A 24,619-nucleotide genomic window follows, 5' to 3' on the forward strand; every position below is an offset into this window, starting at 1 on the left:
ATGGACGCCATTATTTGAAAATGATGTACCATCCCCACTTTTCTGCTCTTAGTGGAGGAAAGGTGAGAACTTCTCTCTGTTAAGGGCTGTCATCAACCTAAATAACAGACGGGGGGGAATTTAAATGAAAATTTTTCCATATATTATTGTGCTACTATCTGCAATTCTTTGGGGAACTACTGGTACAACACAAACATTTTTACAAGGAGATATTTCTCCAATTGCTGTTGCTTGTATTCGTTCAGCGATTGGTGGAGGCGCACTGCTAATTATTACATTATCGGCTCGCATGATACACTGGCAAACATGGCCATGGAAATGGAATATACTTGCGGCTATTTCCATTGCACTTTTTCAAGGCTTCTTTTTTTCATCCATACGTTACACAGGTGTCGCTATTGGCACTGTTGTTACGATTGGGAGCGCACCTGTATTTGCGGGTATCCTTGAATGGCTAATTTGGAAGGTAAAGCCGACAAAAACATGGGTAATTTCGACTACATTTGCTATTGTTGGTTGTATTTTATTGTTTGCAGTTGGTGGTGACACAACAGTAAATAGCCTTGGTATTTTGCTTGCTCTCAGTGGTGGCTGTATGTTTGCATTGTACACAAATGTGAGCAAGCGTTTAACAGAAAAAGCAGCAACATTGCCTGCAGTAGCCATGACATTTTCATTATGTGCAGTATTGCTAGTTCCATTTGCATGGCAAGGTGGATTTAGCTGGATGGGAATCTCAGAAAATATTTGGACGATGACGTATATGGGGTTAATGGCAACAAGTTTGGCATATGTGCTATTTTTAGGAGGACTGCGAGCTATTTCATCCTCAGCAGCTGTAACACTTAGCTTAGCGGAACCTTTAACAGCCGCATTACTTGGGGCATTTTTCCTTGGAGAATATTTAGCGTGGACATCATGGCTGGGTGTTGTACTGATTTTTGCAGGGATTCTAGTATTAACAATAGGAACTCGTGTAAGCAGATAACAAGTGTAATGTGCCTTTTGGGGACTGACCTCTTTATCCAAGATAGGGAACAAAAAGCATTATCTAACCAGTTGTCAGTTCTGAACTGGCGACTGGTTATTTAGTTTTGTTTGTATTCAGATAGAGTTATAATAATTTACATAGTCTTGGATAGTTTATTCTACAATGATTGTTCGTAGTACGCTTCAAATTGTTTAAGTAGAATGTTTCAGACTTTCATGTTGAATGAAATAGGGGCATTATCAGCGGGTATACCTTTAAAAGATCTGCTCTTTACGTACAAGTTGTTCCAGTCGTTGGGCTTCTCCATTTTTATATCAACACATCTATGTTTTCGCCTGTATTCACTGTCATATAGTTAATTCATTTACTACCTGTTTGATTGGTATTCCTCAGTGGTCTTCATTTTTATTTTATACAGATAACTCACTCTTGTACTCAGAGAAAAAGCACCTTCTAATTGAAGTTTAGGTTTCTAAACCCGAATTCAATCGAAGATGCTTTTTTATTTGTCTATACTCCTCTATAGCGAGAGAGTTTTTTAACTTGTTATTTTAATATGTTGGTAATAGCCTTTTTGTACTTTACTATGTGCATTTGGATGGATAAATAGCATATACTCTTGGTCTAATGATAAAGGATTTGTGGGTGTTACTATAATGGAATTCCCTGTCACTTTAGCGCTTGCTGACACTTCATTAGCCCCTAATGCTACTAGTTGAATATGTCCCTTCGCTATTTGTGACGTCAGTGATGCAGGGATTTTTATCGTTAGCTTTTGAGTATTGGTACTATTTTTAACATTTGAGAGCTTTTTATATTTTGAATATTGCTCCTTTAGTGCATCAAAGTGTGCTTGGAAAATCGGAGCGGCTGTTGTTTGAATATTAGGCTTCACACCAACCTCATGAATAGTTTTTTGATCAGGTCCTGTAAATTTACCAACCGTTAGCTTTAAGTAGCTGCCATCCTGTAGTGTATAGAAGCCTTGCATTGCGCCTTTTCCATAAGTTGTTTCTCCATATAAAATTGCTGCTTTTTGATCTTGCAATGAAGCAGCAAGCATTTCAGAAGCACTTGCACTATAGCGATTCACTAAAATACGAGTGTTAGTTGGAAACTTGGCATCTTGGTGAGCAGCAGGTATTGTATAAATGCCGTGTGCTTCCTCTAATAAATAGGCAACCTTAGCTGACGGGAATAAACCTGTAAGTTCCTCAGCCGTTGTGACATAGCCGCCACCATTATTTTGTAAATCGAGAATAAACGAGGTAGCACCACGCTGTCTTAGGTCTAATAGGGCTTTTTTTACAAGCTGTGCGCCATCCTCTGAAAAGGAGGTCATCGCTATATAGCCTACATTTCCAAAAAGTAACTCAGATTGTACATTTGGTAATGCAAATTTTTTACGTGTAATGGTTTTAGTAGATGTTGTTTCATCATTATGTTTAAGTGTAATTTTTACTTGAGTATCTTCATTCCCTAGTAATAGAGAAGAAGCTTCCTGTATAGAAGATCCTGCAATGGATTTTCCATTAATAGCAATAATAATATCTCCAGCCTGTACGTCTGCCTCAAAGGCTCCACTGCCTTCAATAACATCTTTAATCAAAATACCGTCCTTATGCTCTTCTATGACAACACCAATCCCAATTGTTGCTAGGTTAATACTGTTCATATAATCTTCAAACTCTTGCTCTGTAAAATATGTTGAGTAAGGATCAAGCATACTTATGATTTCTGAGATGGATGTGGCACTCTTTAAGTCTCCATCAATGGTTCCGACATAAGTATTATTAATGACTTCTTTAATTTCCTTAACAAGCTGTTGTTCATGACTAGCAGCATGCGTGGCAGTGAAGGGGAGAAGTAAGAAGCTTAGCATAAATACAAATGACCATATTAATTTTTTCAAAGGACACCTCTTTTCTAGAAACTCAACAAAAATTATACTCGTACTAATCCGTCATCCAATGGGTGTGGTTATAAATGGACGGGCCTATTTTACAAATTGAGTATCTCCTTTTATTATACATGAAGCAGTGAAAATAGTGGAAAATAAATAAAGAACCTGCTAGGTGGCAGGTTCTTTTAGACTGAGCGACTAAGTAAAGTGTTTTTTAGGCAACAACAAATGAAGAATAAAGCCAAGAAACGCGCCAATAATCGCTGGTAAAAGCCAGCCAAGGCTTTGCTCGTATAATGGCAATATCTTTAATAGATTTTCATAAGCTACGAGCTCTATCTTCATCTCCTTTAAGCCATCATATAGACTGACAAGGAAGGTTGGGATAAGCGCTAAAATATAAACAATTTGTCCACCTTTAAAGAACTGATCCGCTAATGATAGTACCATTAACACTATTGCTAATGGATAAATAATTAGTAAAACAGGTAAAGAAGCACTAATAATTGTTGAAAGCCCTACATTAGTAATAGCTGTACTAAAAATAGTAAAGACGATTAAAAAACTTTTATAGGAGATTTTAGGAAACAGCTTATGAAAATACTGTGCATTTGCTGTCAATAAACCAACAGCCGTTGAGATACAAGCTAGTAAAATAGTAGCAGACAAAATAAGACTTCCGAGACTACCAAAAAGTACTTCAGCTGATTTTGCAATAATATTTCCGCCATTTTCAGATGTTCCAATGGCATGAATACTTGTGTTACCAATTTGACTAAGTGAAATATAGACGAAGGATAAGCCCAATGCCGCCACAACACCTGCAAATATTGTAGTGTTCACTTGCTTTTTCTTATCTGTTACCCCCATATTACGCAATGCCTGTAAAATCACGATACCGAAAACGAGTGCAGCTAGTACATCCATTGTTAAATAGCCTTGGACAAAGCCTTCAGCAAACGGAGCAGTGATATATTTGCCTACAGCTTCTCCTGGTTCCCCCATTGGAGAGATAAAGCTTTTTCCTGCTAGCAATAGAATAATAAGCAAAAGCACAGGCGTTAAAATTTTACCTACCCGATCCACTAATTTGGAAGGATTAAAGGATAAGTAAAGAATTAGGGCAAAAAATACAACGGATGTAATGAGAAGTGGTGCCCAATGATTAGCCATAGCTTCAGGAAGCAACGGAGCAATGCCTATTTCATAAGATACGGATCCTGTTCGTGGTATGGCAAAGAATGGCCCAATTGCTAAATAGACGATTGATGTAAATAACACCCCAAAAGCAGGGCTCACACGGTTTGCAAGTAGCTGTAAATCGCCACCTGCTTTTGCCACCGCTACGATCGCCAGTAGTGGTAGACCAACACCGGTTATGAGAAATCCAATCATCGCTAGCGTAATATTGTCGCCAGCTTGTTGTCCTAATAATGGTGGAAAGATAATATTACCAGCACCCAAAAACAAGGCAAATAGTAGTAGACCTACTGCTAAATTATCCTTGATGAAATGCAAGATGTTTTTCATAATGTTAAGACTCCTTTAAAATTGAAAAGCTAAAACTTTCAAAAAATTTTAAATACAGATGTGTATGTTATCATAGGGGCGACAATCTTGCAATGAAAACACTATTGTAATATAGTCGGATTTTATAAGATTACTAAAACTTTTGAAAAATAGTCAGTATTTCCGATTTCCCTAAAAGAAATATCTAGTATGATAGACACACAAGGAAATATTTTAGCATGAACGGGGGCATTTTGGGTATGAAAAAAACAAAAAAGTGGAGAATTTTAGTTTTAAGTACAATTGCCACTTCATTTTTAGCACTACAAACAGCAGAAGCAGCAACATACACGGTACAAAAAGGAGATACTTTAACAAAAATCGCTCAAAAGCACCAAGTAACAATTAGCGATATTATGAAGTGGAATAATCTATCGAAGGACACGATTTATGTCGCTCAGAAGTTGGAGGTTCAAAAGCCGTCAACAGATACAGGACTAAAACCTTCTAATCCACCTGTATCTACCAAACCGACAGCTAACGCTCATACAGTCGCAAAAGGAGATACATTATCAAAAATTGCTAAGCAATATAATGTGACAATTACGGATATTAAAGAGTGGAATAAGCTAGAGAATGACACAATCTATATTGGACAAGTGTTAAAGCTTTCTTCAGCAACTGTAGTGATACCTGATAGAGGTACTATACATAATGATGGAACTTCAGAAACGGGTACACCATCAAAAGTAATTACGAAAGACCCTACGGTGAGTGGACAATCTATTTATAGCAAAACAATAGAAGTAGCCAATACATTGGTAGGCACACCATATCTTTATGGTGGCAATACACCCGTAGGTCTTGATTGTAGTGGCTTTATTTTCTATACTTTTAATCAAGGTGGCTTAAAAATAGGGAGAACGAGCAGTGAAGGGTATTTTAATGGCAATACAGTACAGGTGAAAAATCCAGTACCTGGAGATTTAGTATTTTTTGAAAACACCTATAAGGAAGGTATATCTCATATGGGTATTTATCTTGGTGATAATAAGTTTATCCATGCGGGTTCAGATGGTGTTGAAATCTCTGATGTTACACACACATATTGGGCTTCCAAATTAGTAGCCTATAAACGTTTCGATGGCGTAAAATAACAAAGGAGCGATTTCTGCCTTAGCAGAAATCGCTTTTTATATAGATAAAACCGCATGAACAGTTGATGTCATGCGGTCGATTTATTCTTTGATGTTATTATGTGACACGTGCTGTCCAGCGAGAGAGGTCAGCACCTTTTGGATTCACTAACTCTTTAGGAAAAATAAATGTCCATGGCTTTGTTGAATTTGGTTGGACAGTAAGAACTGGGTCCATTTTAAAAGAACCTTTGGCGATTTGTTTCCCTCTTGCGTCAATAATCTCGAGAGGCAGTTGTTCTAAGTTAATCGCTTTACTATGTCCATTACGAATAAAGATGGAAACATTTAAGCTACCATTGTTCATAAATTTCGCTTGCAAACCTGTAAAGTTTACCTCTGTATCATTTAATTTCGGTAAAGTTTTGACAATTTTAGCAAGTTCTTCTTTTTGCTCTGCTGGTAATTGCTCTTCCCAAGTAGGGTCTAATTCTAATTGATGTTCACGTAAAGATACAAGGTTAAAAGCCAATTTCCAACCATCTTCCGGTATTTCATCAACTTGAATAGTAGGTTTCTCAAACTCAAATACCCATGGACGAGCACTTTTAGCAGGAATTGTGCCAAGTGCTTTAAAGTCAAATCGCTTAGAAGCTATAAGTTTATCGTCTTTATCCATGATGAAAAGTTCAATTTCACCTAATTCAATGGCTTCAGAAAGCGATGAGCGGAAAAATGCACGGACATGCCATTTTCCAAAGCGATCTTCTTCAATACTAATAGAAGATAACGATAATTGATTTGGCTTTAATGGTTCTAGTTCATTTGCTAGGAAATTAAAAATGTATTTTTGCTCTTGCGGTACGTCCCAGTCTGGATGGAAAGAAAGCTTTGTCTCTACTTCTTCATCGCTGTTTTGATCTGTTCCGTTATTTCCTAGTAAATCCTTTGAGTCAATGGTATTTTCCTGCACTACTTTATCTGATTTCTTAAAAAATGAAAATAAACCCATTATTGTTCCTCCATTTGTGCTTCAATTGTTTTCATAAAATCAATAACCTCTACAATAATCGAACGACGTAATTCTTGGAAATTTTTACCGAACAATTCTAAACCTTCACGCTGATAAATACGCATAGGGTCCTCTTGCTGATAATGGCGAAGTCCAATACCTTCTTTTAAATGTGCCATCGCCTCTAAATGCTTCACCCAGCCGCTATCTAAATAGCCTAGCATAATTTTAGGAATGACTTCCATCACTTGTTCGTTTTGAGCAAATTTGTCCATTTTTATAGTTAATTCATCTACAGGTGCTTGCAGGGAATCTAAAATAGGTATCACCTTGCCAACCTCTCGATCGATGGTTACAGGACTGAGGAAAAGGCTATTTAGAGTTCTTTCAATCCCTTCATAATCCCATTCAAATGAAGGGATATCGTCAGGAGTAGCATCACGTACTGCAAAGTCTACAGTTTCATAAAGCATTTGTTTTAATTGCTCTAATATATTGTCACCTGCTAAAATTTGGTCACGTAATCCATAAAGAACCGTCCGTTGATCGTTAATCACATCATCTAATTTTAAGTTGTATTCGCGCATACCATATTGAGAGCCTTCAACAATGCGCTGTGTACGGTTGATAAGTTCTTGTACATCTTTATTTTGAATAATGCCTTGTTCATCCACAACCATTTTAGTTATGAATTTTTCCACTTCTTCTTTTGCATAACGGCGGAACATATCATCTTCAATAGAGAGAATAAAGCGACTTTCACCTACGTCTCCTTGACGGCCAGAACGACCACGTAGCTGATTGTCTACACGGCGGCTTTCATGTTTTTCTGTACCGATTACATATAAACCACCAAGCTCAGGAACACCTTCACCAAGCATAATATCTGTACCACGACCCGCCATATTTGTTGCAACTGTAATACGGCCTTTTTGACCTGCTTGTGAAATTAACTCCACTTCTTGTTCCACTGTTTTAGCATTTAATAATTGGAATTGTAGGTTTTCCTTTTTCAAATAGTCAGCAACTGTTTCAGATTGGAGAATAGATGTTGTACCGATTAAAACAGGCTGTCCTTTTTCATGACGTTTTTTGGCTTCAGCAGTCACATACTTATATTTTGCCTCTTGTGTGCTAAAAATAAGATCAGGCTGATCGATACGTCGACGTGGACGGTTTGTTGGAATTTGTACAACCTCCATGCCGTATACTTCCATAATTTCTTTTTCCTGTGTTTTCGCTGTACCTGTCATTCCAGAAAGGTGCGGATACATGCGGAAATAGTTTTGAATGGTAATTTGTGCCTGTGATTTATTTTCATCTGTAATTGTCACACCTTCTTTTGCTTCAATCGCTTGATGTAGACCATCAGATAATGAACGACCTTCTAAAATACGTCCTGTAAACATATCAACAAGCTCAATTTTGTCATCCTTTACAATGTAATCAACATCGCGCTTAAACATCACATGTGCACGAACAGCTTGAATCACATAGTGGAACAGTGTTTGATGCTCCAAGTCATACAGATTATCAACATTGAAGGCAGCCTCCACCTTCTCAATTCCTTTATCTGTAAGGGAAGTAGCTTTTGTTTCATCATCGAAATCATAATCCTCATCTTTTTTGAAACGTTTAGCTAGCATAGCCGCAATGCGATGTAATTCACCATTAGATGGCATTTTACCCGCGATAATTAATGGTGTTTTGGCTTCATCAATCAATACACTATCCACTTCATCAATAATGGCAAAATGATAAGGACGTTGTGCTTTATCCGCTAAGCTGTAAGCCATATTATCACGTAAATAGTCGAAGCCAAATTCAGTCCCTACACCGTATGTGATATCAGCATTATAGGCCTCTTTCTTCGCATCTGGTTCCATCATGGGTATATTTAACCCTACAGTTAAACCAAGGAAACGATGAATTTGCCCAACTAATTCAAAGTCACGCTTCGCTAAATAATCATTCACAGTAATAACGTGGACGCCTTTACCTTCTAATGCACGAACGTAGGAGGGAAGGGAAGCAACAAGCGTTTTACCTTCACCTGTGGGCATTTCAGCGATATTGCCTTCTGTTAAAACAAGGCCACCGATAAGCTGTACATCAAAATGACGCATGCCTAACACACGCTTTGAGGCTTCGCGTACAACAGCAAAAGCATCTGGAATAATAGCTGTAATAGGCTCACCTTGATCTAATTGATCTTTGAAAATAAAAGTCATTTCTCGCAATTCAGCATCTGACTTGTTGACATATTTTTCTTCAAGGTTGTTAATTTGTTCTACTATTTTATAGTAGCGCTTTAATTGACGAGCACTTGTTTGCTCTTTGTTACTTTTGAAAATTGAGAACATGGAATATACGCTCCTTTTAAGTTGTCTAAGTGCTAGACACTTCATTATTCTATCAAATTTTACGAATGGTGACTACAACTGACTATATGGGAATCTATGAGTACTAAAATGTACAAAATATTTGTGAAATCGTGGAAAATTTTTAGAAAAAGTATATTTCAATGCTTGTTCATGCTATAATCAATGTGGATTTCAATGTAGATTACTTTTTTGAGGAGGAGAGACATGCTTCTTTACGTGTCTTTAATAGCAGCATTTATTGCATCCATTTTATTAACTCCAGTAGTGAAGCGTTTAGCATTTAGAATAGGTGCAGTCGATGCGCCAAACTATCGAAAAGTACATGCTCGAATTATGCCGAGACTTGGTGGATTGGCAATTTTCCTTGCGTTTATAATTGGTGTAGCGATTTTATATCCGTTTTTAATGGACATTTTAAGAAATGCTAAAAATGATAGTGATACTTATTTATTGGCAATTATTATTGGTGCATGTATTATTGTTGCCACTGGTGTTGTCGATGATATGCGTGAAATTTCTGCTAAGGCAAAAATGCTGGGACAGCTTGCGGCTGCACTCATTATCGTTTTTGTCGGCGGCATTCAAATTGAAATGGTGAATTTACCGTTTTTAGGTACATTAGATTTTGGTTTACTAAGCATTCCATTAACAATTATTTGGATTGTTGGTATTACAAATGCCATTAATTTAATTGATGGCTTAGATGGTTTAGCTGCAGGGGTTTCAACAATTGCACTCATCACATTAGCAGTGATGGCATTTATTATGAGCAATATGTTTGTTTTAGCAATAGCAGCCATTTTAGCTGTAGCATCACTGGGCTTTTTATTTTATAATTTCCATCCAGCGAAAATTTTTATGGGTGATACAGGGGCGTTATTCCTTGGCTTTATGATTTCGGTATTAGCGTTACTTGGTTTTAAAAACGTTACATTCGTTTCATTAATCATTCCAATTATTATTCTGGGTGTACCGATTTCTGATACATTCTTTGCTATCGTTCGTCGTTTACGTATGAAGAAAAAATGGTCTGATCCAGATAAATCACATTTGCATCACCGTCTACTGGATATGGGCTTCACACATCGTCAAACAGTACTACTTATTTATGGAATTGCGATGATGTTTGGCTTAGCAGCGATTATTTTCTCAATGGCAAAAGTATGGGGCGCGATTTTACTGGTAGCCGTAATATTGACAGCCATAGAAATCTTTGTCGAGATCATTGGACTCGCAGGAAAAAACTACAAACCGTTATTAAATTTTGTACGGATATTTAATAAATAAACAAAAAAGCAATCATACACCTGTGTGATTGCTTTTTTACGGCATTTTGATCAACCAAATAGAGAGGTCTGTGGGGGGTATCGATCAAATCGCGGGGTTTATTGACCAAATCAGGTGATTTATCGATCAGATTATTTAATTTTACCCAAAAAAAGACCATAGACAACTATTACTTTGTCCATGGTCTAAAAATTTACTTATTCGATTTCTGAGGTTTCATCGCTAGCAGCACTATTCGTGCCTGTTGTGCTAGTTGTTAGGCTTGATGAACTTTCATTGAGTCCAAGATGATTTTTGAAAATTTCTTGTATTTCTTTAACAGAACTTTGCTCTAGTTGGTAATAATAAATACCAGTAGATGTATCATCTTGCCCCTCTAATGTTAATGAGTCGATACGTGGTACACCTTGTGTTAAATACGATAAGAAGGATTTCATTTCTGCGAATGTCATATCTGTCTTCATATTATCACCAAGCGCTTTAATGACATCATCGTATTTTGTGATGGAGCCAACAGAGGCAGTCTTTTTAATAATAGCTGATAAAATTTCCTGCTGACGTTTACCGCGTTCAATATCACTATCTAGTTTACGTGTTCGCGCAAGAGCAAGAGCCTCACTGCCGTTTAGATGTTGTAAGCCTGGTTCTAAATTAATTGTATACTTATCAAATTCATCTAATTCATGCAAAGTATAAGGTACTTCTGCTTCAATGCCGCCTAAAGCGTCTACAACATCAATAAAGGCATTGAAGTTCATTCGCACATAATAGTCGATGGGGATATCAAATAATTCTTCTACCGTTTCGATAGTCGTCAATGTTCCGCCGAAAGCGTGTGCGTGTGTAATTTTATCTTTATAGCCGACTTCTGGAATATAAACATAAGAATCACGCGGGATACTTAACATCTTCACTGAGTTTGTTTTATTATTTAATGTAGCTAAAATCAGTGCATCAGAACGAGAGTTGTCAGAGCCTTGCTCACGTTTATCACTATCATCAACCCCGACAAATAAAATGGACACATTATCGTGTATAGGCTCTACTTTTGCTTCACGCAGTGGAGGAGCCTCTCGACCTTCTAATACTTCATGAGCTGAGTTTGCAGCGTGTTCGACCTGTTTTGTAAGGTACACCCCATAGGCAACTACACAAATTACCAAACTAGCAGCTAATAGAAGTGTAACTTTTATAATTAGGGAAGCTTTAGAAGATCTTTTTTTACTGATTGACCTTTTTTTCATATTTAATATATTCTCCTCTAAATTAATGGGAATAATAATGCGATGAAGCTAAATTTATCTTTTGTGCAAATACAATTTAAAATTAAAATGTAATTAATGGATACATATGTGGTCAATAAAAATAGCCTAACATAAAAATTATACTATGCATAATTCGATTCGACAATTAAAACTATTTATCTAACAATAAATTCTATAAATTGTGCATTTTCGAAAGTGATGGTTGCTTGACCATTTGTGATGTCTGTGATCCAATTTCGGAACTGCTCTTCTTCCTCCTTTGACACAGAAACAATAATTTCGACGCCCTCTAAATAACGTATTTCCTCTAGTGTATAAGATGAGCCTCTTATTTCATTTTCAACTTTTCCTAGCCATGTGTAATCAATAGCAACTTTCATAAAATGATGGAGCTTTCGTTCCACAATTTGGGCAGCCATCAAACCCTCTGTTGTTGCTTTTCCATATGCGCGAATTAGACCACCGCCGCCTAGCTTAATACCGCCGAAATATCTTGTGACCACAACAACTGTATCTTTTAGACTCTGCTTTTTTAAAACCTCTAACATAGGGACGCCTGCTGTACCACTAGGTTCCCCATCGTCATTGGCCTTTTGAATATGGTCATGTTCGCCAATAATATAAGCTGAGCAATTATGAGTAGCATTCTGATGCCTTTTTTTGATGCTGTCGATAAAGGCAATTGCATCCTCTTCCGTTTCTGCGCGTTCTATATAAGTGAGGAAGCGAGATTTAGAAATAATAATTTCACTCTCACCATATCCTTTTACGGTTAAATAATTTTCTCTCATTTGTATCAATCTCCTTTTAATTCGAGTTCCATTTTATAATTTTCGTAAAGAAAAAGCATTAAATTTTAGCATGGTGGTGCTATAATAGGTGTAGACTAATTAGGTCTATTCAAATAGTAAGTAATCATTAGACTGGGGAGTATACTATGTTTTCAAATGATACCTTCGATTTAAAGTCACTTGATGACATTTTTGATCGAATGTTAGATACAATTATGAGCTCAAAGGACGATATCTTTATTATAAGTGAACAAAGTCGAAGAAGCTTTGAAGATATGCAAAATGAGTTAGAAATTGTTCGAAAACAAATATCCATCGTAATTGATGAAGGTGATGCTTTAGAAAAAAGTACACAGCTTGCTAAGCAAAGGCTTGTGCTAGTAAGTAAAGCTTTTGATAATTATACCGAAGCACAAGTTAGAGAAGCCTATGAAACGGCGCATGATTTTCAAGTGAAGCTCTCCGTTATTAGAACACAGGAAAAACAGCTACGTGATAAAAGAGATGATTTAGAGAGAAGATTGAGAGGGCTACTCGATACCATTGAACGTGCTGATCATATTGTTAATCAGGTAAATGTCGTTTTGAGTTACTTAACTTCAGAAGATTTAAAAAATGTTAGTTTAGCGCTTGAACAAGCCAAAATGAAGCAAGATTTTGGGATACGTATTATTGCAGCACAGGAGGAAGAGCGCAAGCGTTTATCGAGAGAAATTCATGACGGACCTGCTCAAATGCTGGCAAATGTCCTTATGCGCACGGATTTAATAGATAGAACGTATCGTGAAAAAGGCATTGACAAGGCACTGGCTGAAATTGCAGATTTAAAGAAAACGGTGCGTAATGCGCTATCTGAAGTGCGGCGTATTATTTATGATTTAAGACCAATGGCACTTGATGATTTAGGTATTGTTCCGACATTAAAGAAGTATTTATCGACAGTCACTGAATACAATCCAGGTATCGAAATACACTTCCAATCGAGAAGCACAGAAAAGCGTATACCTTCAAATCATGAGGTGTCAATTTTCCGATTGGTGCAAGAATGTGTGACAAATGCCATGAAACATGGTAAATGTAAAGATATTTGGGTAAAGCTTGAATGGCTAAAGAATGCCGTTAATATTGTTGTAAAAGATGATGGTGTAGGCTTCGACCCACATATAGTAAAAGACCATTCATTTGGTATTTTAGGCATGAAGGAACGTATTGAAATTTTAGGTGGTTCACTCTCTATTACTAGTGAAATAAATCGTGGTACAACCGTTTTATTTAAAATTCCATTAGAAGTAGAGTAAGTAATTGTTGCAGAAATTTAGGGGGTAAAGACACATGACAAAGATTATTATTGTAGACGATCACCAGTTATTCCGTGAAGGAGTAAAACGTATTTTGGATTTTGAAGACACGTTTGATGTAGTAGCGGAAGGTGACGATGGTGCAGACGTAGTTACGTTATATGCTGAAAATGAACCAGATGTTGTATTAATGGATATTAATATGCCAGGTAAAAATGGCGTAGAGGCAACAGCGGAGTTAATTCATGAATTTCCAGATGCAAAAGTAATTATGCTGTCGATTCATGATGATGAAACATATGTGACACATGCACTGAAATCGGGTGCTCTTGGCTATATGCTAAAAGAGATGGATGCAGATGAAATTGTAGAGGCGATTAAAGTAGTTGCCAATGGAGGTTCTTATTTACATCCAAAAGTAACGAAAAATTTAGTGGCAGAATTCCGTCGCCTTTCAGAACATGAAAATAAAGGAAATTTCCACCAAACTGAAATCCATCGTCCATTCCATTTATTAACAAAACGTGAATGTGAAGTGTTACAGCTATTAACAGACGGCCAATCAAACCGTACAATTGGTGAATCGCTGTTTATCTCTGAAAAGACGGTTAAAAACCATGTGTCAAGTATTCTACAAAAAATGAATGTAAATGACCGTACACAAGCCGTTGTGACAGCCATAAAAAATGGTTGGGTTGAAGTACGCTAATAAGCAAAGCTGTTTTAAAAAACTACTTGATGTTGAAGTAGTTTTAAAGTGTACCCTTTGTAAAGGACATTTTGAAAAAGAGCTAGGCAACTTGTTGAAGTTGCTGTCTGTATTTTGCAGGCGGCAGCTTCTTTAAGTTCCATTGCCCACGATAATGATTGTAGTACGTCATATAATTTTTAATTTCTCGTTTTACTTCTTCTAGCGTTTCACACGCTTTGATGTTTGTTTCATCTTTAAAATGCCCAAAGAAAGATTCTTGTGGCGCGTTATCCCAACAATTTCCTCGACGTGACATGGACTGTCCTAAGCCCATTTTCTTCACCAATGCTTGGTAAATCGGGCTTGTATAATGAAATCCTTGATCGGAATGGATAAAGGCATCTTCTGCTAAATGTGCATGTTTTTTTAATTGCTTCAATGTGGTCAGAGCGATGTCCAGGTGTAAAGAAGGCGACACCTCATATGCTAGAATTTCGTTCGTCTCAGCGTCTTTAATCGTTGATAAATAAGCACGCTTGCCGTTTTTATATGTTAAATACGTGATATCTGTTAATAACACTTTCCCTGCTACACCTTGTTTAAAGTTGCGTTGTAGTTCGTTCGCGCAAGTGCGATGTTCTTTCGTCGCTTTCGCCATACGTCGGGCTGGATTGGCCTTGCGAATCGGACAAATGATGTCGAACTTCTTCATAATGCGGCGAATTCGCTTTAAGTTATAGGTAATCCCATATTGATTTTGGAGCGTCATTTTAATTTGGCGTGCCCCTTTTTTACGTCCACGGAAGTGATACGCCTTTAAAATAATGGCTTTCACTACTTCATCTGCTTCATCTTGGTTTGCACGATTTTGCGCTGATTTTTCGTTAAAATAATTGTAGAACCCTGAACGAGATACGCCCATTACTTCACATAAATAGCTCACCATGCGCTTTAATTTATACTTTTGAAGTGTCTGTTCAATTAATTCGAATTTTAGTTTCGCTTCGATTGTGATTTCTTCTTCAACATCTGCCTTTCGAGTAGATCGAGCTTTTTTAGACATTCATTTTCTGCACGTAATAGCTGGTTTTTGGCTTCTAAGCGGGCAATCTTTTCCTCCAAACTTCCCTCTTTTTGTGAGGGACGTCCCGAATTTGTCTTTCGTGTATCTTGTAAGCCTTCCACACCGGTTTGTCGATAAGCTGCACGCCAACGTTTTCCGGCAGAGCTAATTCGTTGTAAACCAATTAATTCTACATTTAGACCTGCCTCTTCGAAAATTTCTCTTGGTAATTTTCCTTTGTCATTTTCAGCGATGAAATGACGTTTGAATTCATCTGTATACGTAATCGCTTTCTCGCTAACTGCTTGTACATTTGGATTACGTTTTAGCTGTTTCTGTTCTTCTTTTGTAAATAATTGTTTGGTCATCTCTCATCCGCTCCAACATCTTTTTTCTCATTATAAAGAAAAATACCCTATACGATAGTCTTTTTTCAAAGTGTCTATCGTATAGGGTACATTTTATTTTTAAAACAGTTTTTTATTTTTTCATAATGATACAATCTACATAAGTAAACGAGCTAAGCTTTCACATTATTGCAGGTAGACTTTTATGCAAATCATGCAACATTTTATAGCTTAAGGCGTCCTAAGAAAGATGTAGCAGGTAAATGTTGAAAATACACAACAAAATTCCTACGATAGGATTTATATGCTACAATATGCGCGGGAGGGTTTTTGATGTTAAAGAAAAGTTTTCTAGCAGTTTTAATCTTAATGGTATTAACTGCCTGTGGTAATAAAGATGAGAAGATGAGTGATGAAGAACGAGAAAAGGTCATAGATGATGGTACAGTGGGCTTTGAGATGACAGGGGGCAATGTTGAAAAGGCTGACAATGTACCAGATGCAGAAGAAAAGGCAATTTTAGCCTCTTTTGATGAGTATATTGCAGCACTTAATGCTGAAGAAATTGATCGATATATGGAAACCATCTCGAAAAGTCCAAAAGGCTTTAACTATGATGAAGAAAAAATATATGCAACAGAAGTATTTGAGCAATTTGATATGAAGCGTGAAGTAGAAAATGTTACAATTGCAAAATTTGAACCTGAGAAAGAGGCTCAAGTATTTGCAAATATGAAAATGCATTCTCTTCAGCTTGAGACAAAAGTTGAGCATGAAAGTGCAGGACGTCAGGTCACGGTTTTTGTAAAGGAAGATGGTGATTGGAAGGTCACAAGCGTCTTTTATATTGGTGATGACTCACAATCAAGTACAGGCAATTAACCAATCATAGCTATCTTCATTCATCTGGGTGAAGATTAGCTTTTATACATAGAACATGAATGTGCGACGGAAGCGAACCTAAGTCACATTCATTTCTTTTTGTAGAAAATAAATTGTTATCTTGTTTCAAGTAGAAGACTTCGCCCTCAATAGGCGTTGAGATAAATGTATGTTTTCATTTTATGCAATGGCTGACAGAATGAACACTGGATCAAGATAAAAGCCTCAGTGGATTTCACGGATGTTGAATAGAATTTCCCTCGCAAACTCGAAAAAATCGAGACGAGAGTTAGCCAAGGCATAAGGGATTGAAGCAATAATTGCACCGCGTTGAAATTGATTGTAAACTATGAAGAATAGGAGAGTGGACAATTAGATGAGGACGGCAATCGTAACAGATAGTACGGCATATATTACGGCTGAGAAACGTGCACGCTTAAATATTCATATGGTACCGTTAAGTGTTAATGTCTCAGGTCAATTATTTGCCGAAGAAGTAGACATTACAGCATCTGAATTTTATGATAAGGTGCGTGGAATAAAAGAATTTCCAAAGACAACACAGCCTCCAATCGGAGAATTTGTCGCCCTTTTTGAAGAGTTAGCGAAGGATTACGATGAGGTTATTGCTATTCATTTATCAAGCGGCATTAGTGGAACATATCAAGGGGCAGTACAGGCAGGCGAAATGGTGGAAGGTATTGAGGTTCATGCCTTTGACAGTGAAATATCCTGTGCGGTTCAAGGCTTTTTTGCATTAAAAGCAGCTGAAATGGTGCAACAGGGCTTTTCAGCACAAGATATACTCGCAGCATTAGCGGATATGCAGCAGTATACCCGTGCTTACTTTATTGTAGATGACTTAGCACATTTACAGCGTGGTGGGCGATTATCTTCTGCTGCAGCGCTGATCGGTGGCTTGCTGCAAGTAAAGCCAGTTCTGCATTTTGTTGATAAGGTTATTGTACCTTTTGAAAAAATTCGGACACGTAAAAAGGCATTAAAGCGTGTGGAGGAATTGTTAGCAGCAGATGCAAAGAAGTATGAGGCGATGAATGCCGTTGTTATTCATGCCAATTGTGAAGAGGAAGCCCAGGCATGGTTAGCACAATTAGCAGCCACCTACCCGAATGTAAACTTTACATTGAGCTATTTTGGTCCTGTTATCGGTACTCATTTAGGTGAAGGTGCAATGGGCTTAGGCTGGACAAAAAAATAAATTATAAGTGCGAAGGTCTCTACAGCAAATGTAGAGGCTTTTTTATTTTAGTGCAGCAAATTTTTTGCATTGAAGGCAAAACATCAGATACAGAAGACGCCCACCTCCATAGATGACAAGATGAATGCTTACTATTCAGCAAGTGTCATAGATTTTGAGAAAAATTTTTTTACGCAAGCTCGAAACAATATTATGTCCATGAAAGGAGAAACATTTATGAAATATACAGGTTGGATATTACCACCAGCATTGCGAGATTTTCATGAAGGGCGTATTTGGTTAAAAAATCATTCACCTTTTTTACCCATAGATATTGATAAGGCAATTACACATCAATATTTTCATATACTAGAGGGAATCCAAAAAAATCCATTTAATAAATGTAATCGTTGTCATAATATAGACCCTGAGCTATTTACGATATTTGAATGTGCAAGCTGTCAGCAGCCATGTATCTACTGTCGGCATTGTATTCAAATGGGGCGGGTGAGCAGTTGTACACAGCTAATACTTTGGACTGGACCTACCGCCATAAAAAAACGTAAGCATGTATTAAAATGGACAGGGCAATTTACGGAGCTTCAACAGCAGGCTGCCGATGAAACATTAGCAAGCGTAAAGGCAAAGCGCTCACATCTTATTAGTGCAGTTTGCGGGGCTGGAAAAACCGAGCTACTTTTTCCAACTGTTCATGATGCATTAAAGCGAGCATTACGTGTTTGTATTGCTACGCCACGCACGGATGTTGTATTAGAGCTATACCCTCGTTTTCAACAGGTATTTCCCAAAACGGTGATTCATGCTTTATATGGTGGAGCACCAAAGCAAGATGGCTATGCGCAGCTTGTGCTAGCAACAACACATCAGCTTTATCGGTTTGATCAGGCATTTGATGTGATGATTGTTGATGAAGCAGATGCCTTCCCTTATACATTTGATGAAACATTGCAAAAAGCTGTAGAAAAGGCTAAAAAAGCAGATGCACCTATTGTTTTTGTGACGGCGACCCCTTCCTTAAAACTACAACAGGCTTTTCAACATGAAAGTACTTCATTTATCCCAAAACGTTATCATAATCATCCATTACCAGTTCCTCAATTTGACGCTTTATGGAACTATGAAAAAAGCTTTTTTCGAGGAAAAATCCCAAAAAAGCTAAAACACTGGACGGAACAACGCATTGTTCAAAAGGAACCGTTTTTAATATTTTTCCCAACAGTCGCATTAATGGAGAAGGCGGCATTACTTTTTCAATCCATTAATAAACAAATACTCGCTGTGCATGCAGAAGACCCTGAGCGTAAAGAAAAGGTATTAAAGCTAAGAAATAAGGAAATCCCAGGACTATTAACAACGACTATTTTAGAAAGAGGCATTACGATTCGAAATGTACAGGTAGCAGTTGTTGGTGCAGAATCCCCGATTTTTACTGCCAATGCGCTTATTCAAATTGCAGGACGTGTTGGGCGGAATAAGGATTTTCCTGATGGAGATATACGATTTTTTCATCATGGTATAACGACAAAAATGGATGAAGCACGTGCAAAAATTATTTTTTATAATAAGGAAGGATTTTCGTTATGAATAAAATCGAATCTCGGTGTTTATTATGCTCACAGCCTCTAAAGACCACAATCTCCTGGAAGGCTTTCTTAACAAAACAATTTTCGCCAACTATTTGTGAAAAATGTAGTGCTCGCTTTGTCCCTGCACAATCAACAACAGCACTTTATCAATATAATGAGACAATGAGAGAGTATTTGCATCAATTAAAGTTTTTACAAGATGTCGCTCTTGCAAAGGTATTTCGGCAGGAGCTTTATACCCGATTTAAAAAGGAAAAGGCCATTATTCTACCTATTCCAATGCATCCCATAAAACAGCAGGAACGCACCTTCTCACATACCGAGGAGCTTTTAAAGGCAGCGTATATTCCCTATATTCAGCTACTAGAGAAAACAACAACGGAGACACAAAGCTCAAAAAATCGAGACCAGCGCATACACGCATCTCCACTTTTTCGTTTAAAGGCAGGGGCACAGGTGGAATATAAAGATTACCTACTTTTTGACGATATAAAAACTACAGGAACAACTTTAAAGCATGCTATAGAGGTGTTAATGACAGCAGGAGCTAAAAATGTCCAGTACTTCACATTAATTGATGGCTGAAAATATGAATCGGTTATGTATATAATAGATTATGAGTATATCATTGATAGATTACGATGACTGGTAAGAGGAGGAAAAGAGATGGCAGAGGTTCGCAATTGTCCAAAATGTAATGAATTTTTTAACTATATAGGCTTAAGGGAAGTATGTCATAAGTGTGCGCAATCAGAGGAAGAGCTGTATCAGATTGTTTATCGTTTTTTACGTAAACGTGAGAACCGAGCAGCAACGGTAGAGCGTATTGTGGAAGCAACAGGAGCAGAGCAGGATTTATTATATAAATGGGTGCGTAAAGGACGTTTACAGCCAGCCATGTTTCCTAATTTGGGCTATCCCTGCGATAATTGTGGCCATCTTACGAATAAAGGAAAGCTTTGTACGAAATGTCAGGATGATTTAAAGGCAGATTTACGTACATTTGAAGCGGCAAAGGAATTCCGTGAAAGTGTAGAAGAACGTGATCGTGCAACATATCATTCAGATCGTAAGCGTTAGACAATTAGAGGTGTGTTAATTTTAAACAAAATTAACACACTTTTTTAGATGTGAAAACTTAACATTATGTGAGACAATCCGAAATAATAGGAAGAGAAGACTTTTTGATGGGAGGGTTCAATATGAAAATTACATCTTATGGTATTCATGCGATGGATGCCTATAAAAAACAAGTACGCAATGTTAAATCGGATACAAACAAAGCATCTTTTGCAGATAAAATTGAAATTTCCAAGGCTGCACAGGAGTTGCAAGGGGTATCAACCTATGGCACTGAGCGCGCAGAACGTGTCCAACAATTGAAAGAGGATATCGCTTCAGGTGAATACAAAGTAAACGCTCGCCAAGTAGCAGAGGACATGCTGAAATATTATCGTTTCTAAGGGGGTGTTCATGATATGTCTGTAGAAGCGATATGTTCTACATTAACTATGCTAGAAAGAATGCATAAAAGCTTACTTGAACTAGCCTATAAAAAAACAGAAATTATTAAAGCTGGCGATATCGAAGCACTGGGTCAATTGCTCAAGGACGAGCAGGCACATGTAGCAGCCATCGATAAGTTCGAGCAACAGCGTCAGAAACAAGTAACGGATTACTTTGAGGCAAAGGGAGTTGCTTCAACTGACAATAGAACTGTGGCGGATGTCATCGAGGCCGCTGAACAACAAGCTGATAAAGAAGCATTATCAGCAGTTCGCGATCGTTTATTAGTAATTATTAACGACTTACGAAACCAAAATGACTTAAATCAAAAGCTTGTATTCCAATCACTACAAATTGTTAACCTAACATTAGATTCCTTGAAACCTCGTACAGAGCAAATAAACTACTCTAGTAGTGAGGTACATGGTACAAATAGTGTAGCGAAAAAATCATATTTCGATTCGCAAGCATAAAAAGGGAGGAACAACAATGCGCTCAACATTTATGGGCTTAGAAACAAATAAACGAGGTCTCTTCACACAACAAACGGCTTTATATACAACAGGGCATAATATTTCGAATGCCAATACATTAGGCTATTCTCGTCAACGTGTTAATATGCAAGCAACACCTGGCTTTCCAAGACCAGGTTTGAACCAACCCAATTATCCAGGTCATCTTGGAACAGGTGTAGAAGCAGGCTCGATTCAGCGGATTCGCGATGAATTTATTGATCGACAATATCGACAAGAAACAAATAGGCTAGGTTATTGGGAATCCACGGTGAAGTCTATTTCACAAATGGAAGATGTAATGGATGAGCCTTCTAAATATGGAATTAACCAAGCGTTTACAGATTTTTGGAAATCTATGGAGGATATTACGAAAGATCCACAGTTATCGGCTGCACGTCAAGTGTTAATTGCTAACGGGAGAACCCTTGCAGACTCCTTCAATTATATGGATCAACAATTAAAGAAGATTCAGGGGAACATCGGAAATGAAATCAAGGTTACAACAGACAATGTCAACTCGTTACTTAAACAAATTGCACAGATTAATAAGCAAATTGAAATGGTAGAACCAAGTGGCTATGTGCCGAATGATTTATATGATGTGCGTGATGTATTAGTGGATGAGTTAAATAAACAGTTACCTGTCTCCATTTTACGAGAAAAAACTGGTGGGTTAGCAAAAGATGTAGCAGAAGGCACAATGACGATTACTTATGTACCAACAGATGGCAGTGCACCAATTACTTTAGTGAAGGGCAAAGAATATGCAGCACTTGCTGTGATGGATAGAAATGGTCTCCGAGTTGATGGTGAGGAGGATGACCCAGCAACAGGAAGTTTTGCAGAGTTTCAGGAGTTTCGAGTTTCTGCTATTGGAGACCCACCAGCCGATCCAACAACAGGTTCTTTTACTATTAACTACGCTCAGCTACATAAAGAAGGTGGAGGTTTGCGAGCACTAATAGAGGCATATGGGCATGATACAGGGCAAGGTCTTTATCCAGAAATGCTAGCCAATTTAGATACATTAGCTAATGAATTTATTACCACGTTTAATACGATTCATCGAGCAGGCTTTGGTTTAAATGACACTTTGGGCAATCGGGATTTCTTCAGTGGTACGACAGCTAGAGATTTTAGAGTAGTGATTACGGATCCAGAAGATGTGGCTGTATCTGATACGGCAGGTGAATCTGGTAATAATAAAAATATGCTTGAACTAGCAGCGTTACAATCTAAGGCAAATGCTATTTTAGGTCAAGCGACATTTCAAAACTACTATAGAGGAATAACAGGGAACTTAGCTGTCAGAGGGAAAGAGGCAGATACTAATGTGAAAAATTCACAGGCACTACACTTACAAATCGCAAATAATCGTGCTTCGATGAGTTCGGTTCATTTGGATGAAGAGATGACCAATATGATTACATTTCAACAAGCCTACAACGCCAATGCACGTATGATTACAGTCGTAGATGAAACATTAGATAGAATTATCAATGGAATGGGACGAGTAGGACTATAATCGTTATTTAAAAGGAGAGTTAATAATGCGTGTTACACAATCTATGCTATCTAGTAATATGTTAAGGAATTTAAATAATAGTTATGGGAAAATGTCAAACTATCAAGATATGTTGACCTCTGGTAGAAAATTTACCAAACCATCTGAGGATCCTGTTGCAGCAGTGATGGGGATGGGGTACCGTGTGGATCTTGGTAAAACTGAACAATACCAACGTAATTTAAGTACAGCAAATTCATGGTTGGATTCAACAGACGAAGCACTTGATCAAGCGAGTTCGGCATTAAAGCGTGTCAAGGAGCTGATTGTACAGGCAGCAAACGATACAAATGGGACTGAACGTCAAAAAATTAATGCAGAAATGAAACAAATTAAAGAGCATCTACGCGATATTAGCAATACGCAAGTTGCTGGGAATTATATTTTTTCAGGTACACATGTAAACGAGCCGCTCTATACGGATAAAATAGGTCCACAAAATCCAGCTGTTACAACACTTGGCAAAGAGAAAACGGTTGAGATTGATGTGTTTGATGGAATTAGAATGTCCATTAATACACCAGGAGCTGAGTTGTTTGGTGAACTAGATGACTTTATGGCCCATGTAACAACCATTTTAGACGATGATACTAAAACCAGTGATGAGATCAGTGAAGCGCTTGGCTTACAAGTTATAGATGGTGCTGGTACAACAATCCCAGCACTAGATAGCGTTCATGAAAAGACATTGAAAATGCAAGCAGATGTTGGAGCACGTCAAAATCGTGTCGAGCTGATGGAAAATCGACTAGGAATAGGTGAAGGAAATATCATAAAGCAAATGTCCCTAAATGAAGATACGGAATATCCCGCAACGATTACCAATATGGTAACACAAAGTTCCATTCACCAAGCCGCTCTATCAGTAGGAGCAAAAATTATTCAGCAAACCTTAGTAGATTTTATAAGATAAAATCTACTAAGGTTCTGCCTCGAAAGCGAAGCGGCAGAGGCAAACGTTTTTGTATTTGAAGTAGATTTTATAATATAGAATCTGCTAAGGTTCTATCCTGAAGGCAAAGTGGAAGGGGAAAAATAGTAACCTATTATCAAAAAGTATTTGACTAATCGATTTAGATATTTTTTGGAAAGGTGAGATGCATATGAAATTACCGCAAATTCAAATTCGTACAACGGATATTCAGATGAATTGGCAAAAACAGGCCCCTGTCCAGCATATTCAGCAGCCACAAGCTAAACTAACAATTTCTCAGCCTGCTGCAACACTTGAAATGCATACAACACCGGGCAAATTGACAATTGATTCCTCAGATGCTAGAAGAGATTTAGGCTACTTTCCAACTGGTGAAATGATAAAGCGCTATGCACAAGAGGGAAAGCAAGAGGCTATGAGGGGTCTTGCGCGTCGTGCTCAAGAAGGGCGACAAATGATGGAGAGTGCTGGTAAAGGACAAAAAGATGCTGTGATCCAACAGATTGCTAAACAAAACCATGGTCCAAAAAGAGAAGGACCATATAATATTAAATTTGTCCCTTCTGTCGGTTCGGTGAAAACTAACTATCAACCTAGCAAACTAGACATCAATATTACACGTAATAAACCACAAATTAATGTACAAGTAAACAAAGCAATACATGATTACACACCTGGTAAAATAATGGGAACAATGGTGCAAAGACCGCGTGTCGATATTGATGTTCTCAGTTAA

At 37.6% G+C, this 24,619-nt stretch carries 22 protein-coding genes; 15 read left to right on the forward strand and 7 right to left on the reverse strand.

All coding sequences use genetic code 11. From position 1 onward, the window contains the following. Nucleotides 1-124 precede the first annotated feature (124 nt). Nucleotides 125-988, forward strand: coding sequence for an EamA family transporter (locus ADM90_RS03040; RefSeq protein ID WP_053993594.1), 864 nt, complete (start codon nucleotides 125-127; stop codon nucleotides 986-988). 541 nt (nucleotides 989-1,529) lie between these two features. Here ADM90_RS03040 and ADM90_RS03045 read toward each other — a convergent pair. Both ADM90_RS03045 and brnQ read right to left on the reverse strand, forming a co-directional pair. After that, nucleotides 1,530-2,903: a S41 family peptidase gene (locus ADM90_RS03045; protein WP_053993595.1), complete on the reverse strand. Its 1,374-nt coding sequence runs from the start codon at nucleotides 2,901-2,903 to the stop codon at nucleotides 1,530-1,532. 189 nt (nucleotides 2,904-3,092) lie between these two features. Continuing rightward, the gene (gene brnQ, locus ADM90_RS03050; RefSeq protein WP_053993596.1) at nucleotides 3,093-4,424 is read right to left on the reverse strand and encodes a branched-chain amino acid transport system II carrier protein; all 1,332 of its coding nucleotides are present in this window, start codon (nucleotides 4,422-4,424) and stop codon (nucleotides 3,093-3,095) included. Between the two features lie 239 nt (nucleotides 4,425-4,663). Between brnQ and ADM90_RS03055 the strand changes: the two genes are divergently transcribed. Then, complete coding sequence (locus tag ADM90_RS03055) at nucleotides 4,664-5,560, forward strand: C40 family peptidase (protein ID WP_053994871.1); 897 nt, start codon at nucleotides 4,664-4,666, stop codon at nucleotides 5,558-5,560. A gap of 97 nt (nucleotides 5,561-5,657) precedes the next feature. Here the strand turns inward: ADM90_RS03055 and ADM90_RS03060 are convergent, their stop codons facing one another. Further along, nucleotides 5,658-6,551, reverse strand: coding sequence for an accessory Sec system S-layer assembly protein (locus tag ADM90_RS03060; protein WP_053993597.1), 894 nt, complete (start codon nucleotides 6,549-6,551; stop codon nucleotides 5,658-5,660). Continuing rightward, nucleotides 6,551-8,914, reverse strand: coding sequence for an accessory Sec system translocase SecA2 (gene secA2, locus ADM90_RS03065; protein ID WP_053993598.1), 2,364 nt, complete (start codon nucleotides 8,912-8,914; stop codon nucleotides 6,551-6,553). Before secA2 ends, ADM90_RS03060 begins: the two co-directional genes overlap by 1 nt. Before the next feature lie 225 nt (nucleotides 8,915-9,139). On the opposite strand from secA2, the gene ADM90_RS03070 reads away from it, so the two are divergent. After that, entirely contained in the window at nucleotides 9,140-10,222 is a 1,083-nt protein-coding gene (locus tag ADM90_RS03070) for a glycosyltransferase family 4 protein (RefSeq protein WP_053993599.1), read from the forward strand. 197 nt (nucleotides 10,223-10,419) lie between these two features. On the opposite strand, the gene ADM90_RS03075 is transcribed toward ADM90_RS03070, so the two are convergent. Beyond that, on the reverse strand, nucleotides 10,420-11,466 hold the full coding sequence (locus tag ADM90_RS03075) for an LCP family protein (RefSeq protein ID WP_053993600.1): 1,047 nt from the start codon (nucleotides 11,464-11,466) through the stop codon (nucleotides 10,420-10,422). A gap of 176 nt (nucleotides 11,467-11,642) precedes the next feature. Further along, nucleotides 11,643-12,278: a YigZ family protein gene (locus ADM90_RS03080; protein WP_053993601.1), complete on the reverse strand. Its 636-nt coding sequence runs from the start codon at nucleotides 12,276-12,278 to the stop codon at nucleotides 11,643-11,645. 146 nt (nucleotides 12,279-12,424) lie between these two features. On the opposite strand from ADM90_RS03080, the gene ADM90_RS03085 reads away from it, so the two are divergent. Both ADM90_RS03085 and ADM90_RS03090 read left to right on the forward strand, forming a co-directional pair. Next, nucleotides 12,425-13,576 carry a sensor histidine kinase gene (locus ADM90_RS03085; RefSeq protein WP_053993602.1) on the forward strand — a complete coding sequence of 384 codons (1,152 nt, stop codon included), beginning with the start codon at nucleotides 12,425-12,427 and terminating at the stop codon, nucleotides 13,574-13,576. A gap of 34 nt (nucleotides 13,577-13,610) precedes the next feature. Then, nucleotides 13,611-14,285: a response regulator gene (locus tag ADM90_RS03090; protein ID WP_053993603.1), complete on the forward strand. Its 675-nt coding sequence runs from the start codon at nucleotides 13,611-13,613 to the stop codon at nucleotides 14,283-14,285. 82 nt (nucleotides 14,286-14,367) lie between these two features. On the opposite strand, the gene ADM90_RS23605 is transcribed toward ADM90_RS03090, so the two are convergent. Next, a protein-coding gene (locus ADM90_RS23605; RefSeq protein WP_235473289.1) for an IS3 family transposase occupies nucleotides 14,368-15,698 on the reverse strand; the annotation gives its coding sequence in 2 pieces (ribosomal slippage) (nucleotides 14,368-15,314 and nucleotides 15,314-15,698; 1,332 coding nt in all). 312 nt (nucleotides 15,699-16,010) lie between these two features. On the opposite strand from ADM90_RS23605, the gene ADM90_RS03105 reads away from it, so the two are divergent. From ADM90_RS03105 to ADM90_RS03150, 10 genes are all read left to right on the forward strand, one after another. Continuing rightward, nucleotides 16,011-16,559, forward strand: a complete 549-nt coding sequence (locus ADM90_RS03105) for a DUF3225 domain-containing protein (protein WP_053993605.1) — start codon at nucleotides 16,011-16,013, stop codon at nucleotides 16,557-16,559. A gap of 376 nt (nucleotides 16,560-16,935) precedes the next feature. After that, a complete protein-coding gene (locus tag ADM90_RS03110) occupies nucleotides 16,936-17,778 on the forward strand; it encodes a DegV family protein (RefSeq protein ID WP_053993606.1) in 843 nt (280 codons plus the stop codon). A 198-nt stretch (nucleotides 17,779-17,976) separates the two neighbouring features. After that, the gene (locus tag ADM90_RS03115) at nucleotides 17,977-19,362 is read left to right on the forward strand and encodes a DEAD/DEAH box helicase (RefSeq protein WP_053994873.1); all 1,386 of its coding nucleotides are present in this window, start codon (nucleotides 17,977-17,979) and stop codon (nucleotides 19,360-19,362) included. Continuing rightward, nucleotides 19,359-19,949 carry a ComF family protein gene (locus ADM90_RS03120; protein ID WP_053993607.1) on the forward strand — a complete coding sequence of 197 codons (591 nt, stop codon included), beginning with the start codon at nucleotides 19,359-19,361 and terminating at the stop codon, nucleotides 19,947-19,949. The genes ADM90_RS03115 and ADM90_RS03120 overlap by 4 nt, the downstream gene beginning before the upstream one ends. 81 nt (nucleotides 19,950-20,030) lie before the next feature. Next, complete coding sequence (locus ADM90_RS03125) at nucleotides 20,031-20,444, forward strand: TIGR03826 family flagellar region protein (RefSeq protein ID WP_053993608.1); 414 nt, start codon at nucleotides 20,031-20,033, stop codon at nucleotides 20,442-20,444. Between the two features lie 122 nt (nucleotides 20,445-20,566). Then, a complete protein-coding gene (flgM, locus tag ADM90_RS03130) occupies nucleotides 20,567-20,827 on the forward strand; it encodes a flagellar biosynthesis anti-sigma factor FlgM (protein WP_053993609.1) in 261 nt (86 codons plus the stop codon). Nucleotides 20,828-20,842: 15 nt separating this feature from the next. Next, nucleotides 20,843-21,343: a flagellar protein FlgN gene (locus ADM90_RS03135; RefSeq protein ID WP_053993610.1), complete on the forward strand. Its 501-nt coding sequence runs from the start codon at nucleotides 20,843-20,845 to the stop codon at nucleotides 21,341-21,343. A gap of 16 nt (nucleotides 21,344-21,359) precedes the next feature. Then, nucleotides 21,360-22,910, forward strand: a complete 1,551-nt coding sequence (flgK, locus tag ADM90_RS03140; protein WP_053993611.1) for a flagellar hook-associated protein FlgK — start codon at nucleotides 21,360-21,362, stop codon at nucleotides 22,908-22,910. A gap of 25 nt (nucleotides 22,911-22,935) precedes the next feature. Next, nucleotides 22,936-23,862: a flagellar hook-associated protein FlgL gene (gene flgL, locus ADM90_RS03145; RefSeq protein WP_053993612.1), complete on the forward strand. Its 927-nt coding sequence runs from the start codon at nucleotides 22,936-22,938 to the stop codon at nucleotides 23,860-23,862. Between the two features lie 190 nt (nucleotides 23,863-24,052). Further along, nucleotides 24,053-24,619, forward strand: a complete 567-nt coding sequence (locus ADM90_RS03150; RefSeq protein WP_053993613.1) for a DUF6470 family protein — start codon at nucleotides 24,053-24,055, stop codon at nucleotides 24,617-24,619.

The organism is Lysinibacillus macroides (assembly GCF_001281525.1).
Taxonomy (GTDB): domain Bacteria; phylum Bacillota; class Bacilli; order Bacillales_A; family Planococcaceae; genus Lysinibacillus; species Lysinibacillus macroides.

What these genes read in the sequence shown, in the direction of transcription:
- ADM90_RS03040 (WP_053993594.1), top strand. Translation starts at nt 125, where the DNA reads ATGAAAATTTTTCCATATATTATTGTGCTACTATCTGCAATTCTTTGG.
- brnQ (WP_053993596.1), bottom strand. Translation starts at nt 4,424, where the DNA reads ATGAAAAACATCTTGCATTTCATCAAGGATAATTTAGCAGTAGGTCTA.
- ADM90_RS03055 (WP_053994871.1), top strand. Translation starts at nt 4,664, where the DNA reads ATGAAAAAAACAAAAAAGTGGAGAATTTTAGTTTTAAGTACAATTGCC.
- ADM90_RS03060 (WP_053993597.1), bottom strand. Translation starts at nt 6,551, where the DNA reads ATGGGTTTATTTTCATTTTTTAAGAAATCAGATAAAGTAGTGCAGGAA.
- secA2 (WP_053993598.1), bottom strand. Translation starts at nt 8,914, where the DNA reads ATGTTCTCAATTTTCAAAAGTAACAAAGAGCAAACAAGTGCTCGTCAA.
- ADM90_RS03070 (WP_053993599.1), top strand. Translation starts at nt 9,140, where the DNA reads ATGCTTCTTTACGTGTCTTTAATAGCAGCATTTATTGCATCCATTTTA.
- ADM90_RS03075 (WP_053993600.1), bottom strand. Translation starts at nt 11,466, where the DNA reads ATGAAAAAAAGGTCAATCAGTAAAAAAAGATCTTCTAAAGCTTCCCTA.
- ADM90_RS03080 (WP_053993601.1), bottom strand. Translation starts at nt 12,278, where the DNA reads ATGAGAGAAAATTATTTAACCGTAAAAGGATATGGTGAGAGTGAAATT.
- ADM90_RS03085 (WP_053993602.1), top strand. Translation starts at nt 12,425, where the DNA reads ATGTTTTCAAATGATACCTTCGATTTAAAGTCACTTGATGACATTTTT.
- ADM90_RS03090 (WP_053993603.1), top strand. Translation starts at nt 13,611, where the DNA reads ATGACAAAGATTATTATTGTAGACGATCACCAGTTATTCCGTGAAGGA.
- ADM90_RS03105 (WP_053993605.1), top strand. Translation starts at nt 16,011, where the DNA reads ATGTTAAAGAAAAGTTTTCTAGCAGTTTTAATCTTAATGGTATTAACT.
- ADM90_RS03110 (WP_053993606.1), top strand. Translation starts at nt 16,936, where the DNA reads ATGAGGACGGCAATCGTAACAGATAGTACGGCATATATTACGGCTGAG.
- ADM90_RS03115 (WP_053994873.1), top strand. Translation starts at nt 17,977, where the DNA reads ATGAAAGGAGAAACATTTATGAAATATACAGGTTGGATATTACCACCA.
- ADM90_RS03120 (WP_053993607.1), top strand. Translation starts at nt 19,359, where the DNA reads ATGAATAAAATCGAATCTCGGTGTTTATTATGCTCACAGCCTCTAAAG.
- ADM90_RS03125 (WP_053993608.1), top strand. Translation starts at nt 20,031, where the DNA reads ATGGCAGAGGTTCGCAATTGTCCAAAATGTAATGAATTTTTTAACTAT.
- flgM (WP_053993609.1), top strand. Translation starts at nt 20,567, where the DNA reads ATGAAAATTACATCTTATGGTATTCATGCGATGGATGCCTATAAAAAA.
- ADM90_RS03135 (WP_053993610.1), top strand. Translation starts at nt 20,843, where the DNA reads ATGTCTGTAGAAGCGATATGTTCTACATTAACTATGCTAGAAAGAATG.
- flgK (WP_053993611.1), top strand. Translation starts at nt 21,360, where the DNA reads ATGCGCTCAACATTTATGGGCTTAGAAACAAATAAACGAGGTCTCTTC.
- flgL (WP_053993612.1), top strand. Translation starts at nt 22,936, where the DNA reads ATGCGTGTTACACAATCTATGCTATCTAGTAATATGTTAAGGAATTTA.
- ADM90_RS03150 (WP_053993613.1), top strand. Translation starts at nt 24,053, where the DNA reads ATGAAATTACCGCAAATTCAAATTCGTACAACGGATATTCAGATGAAT.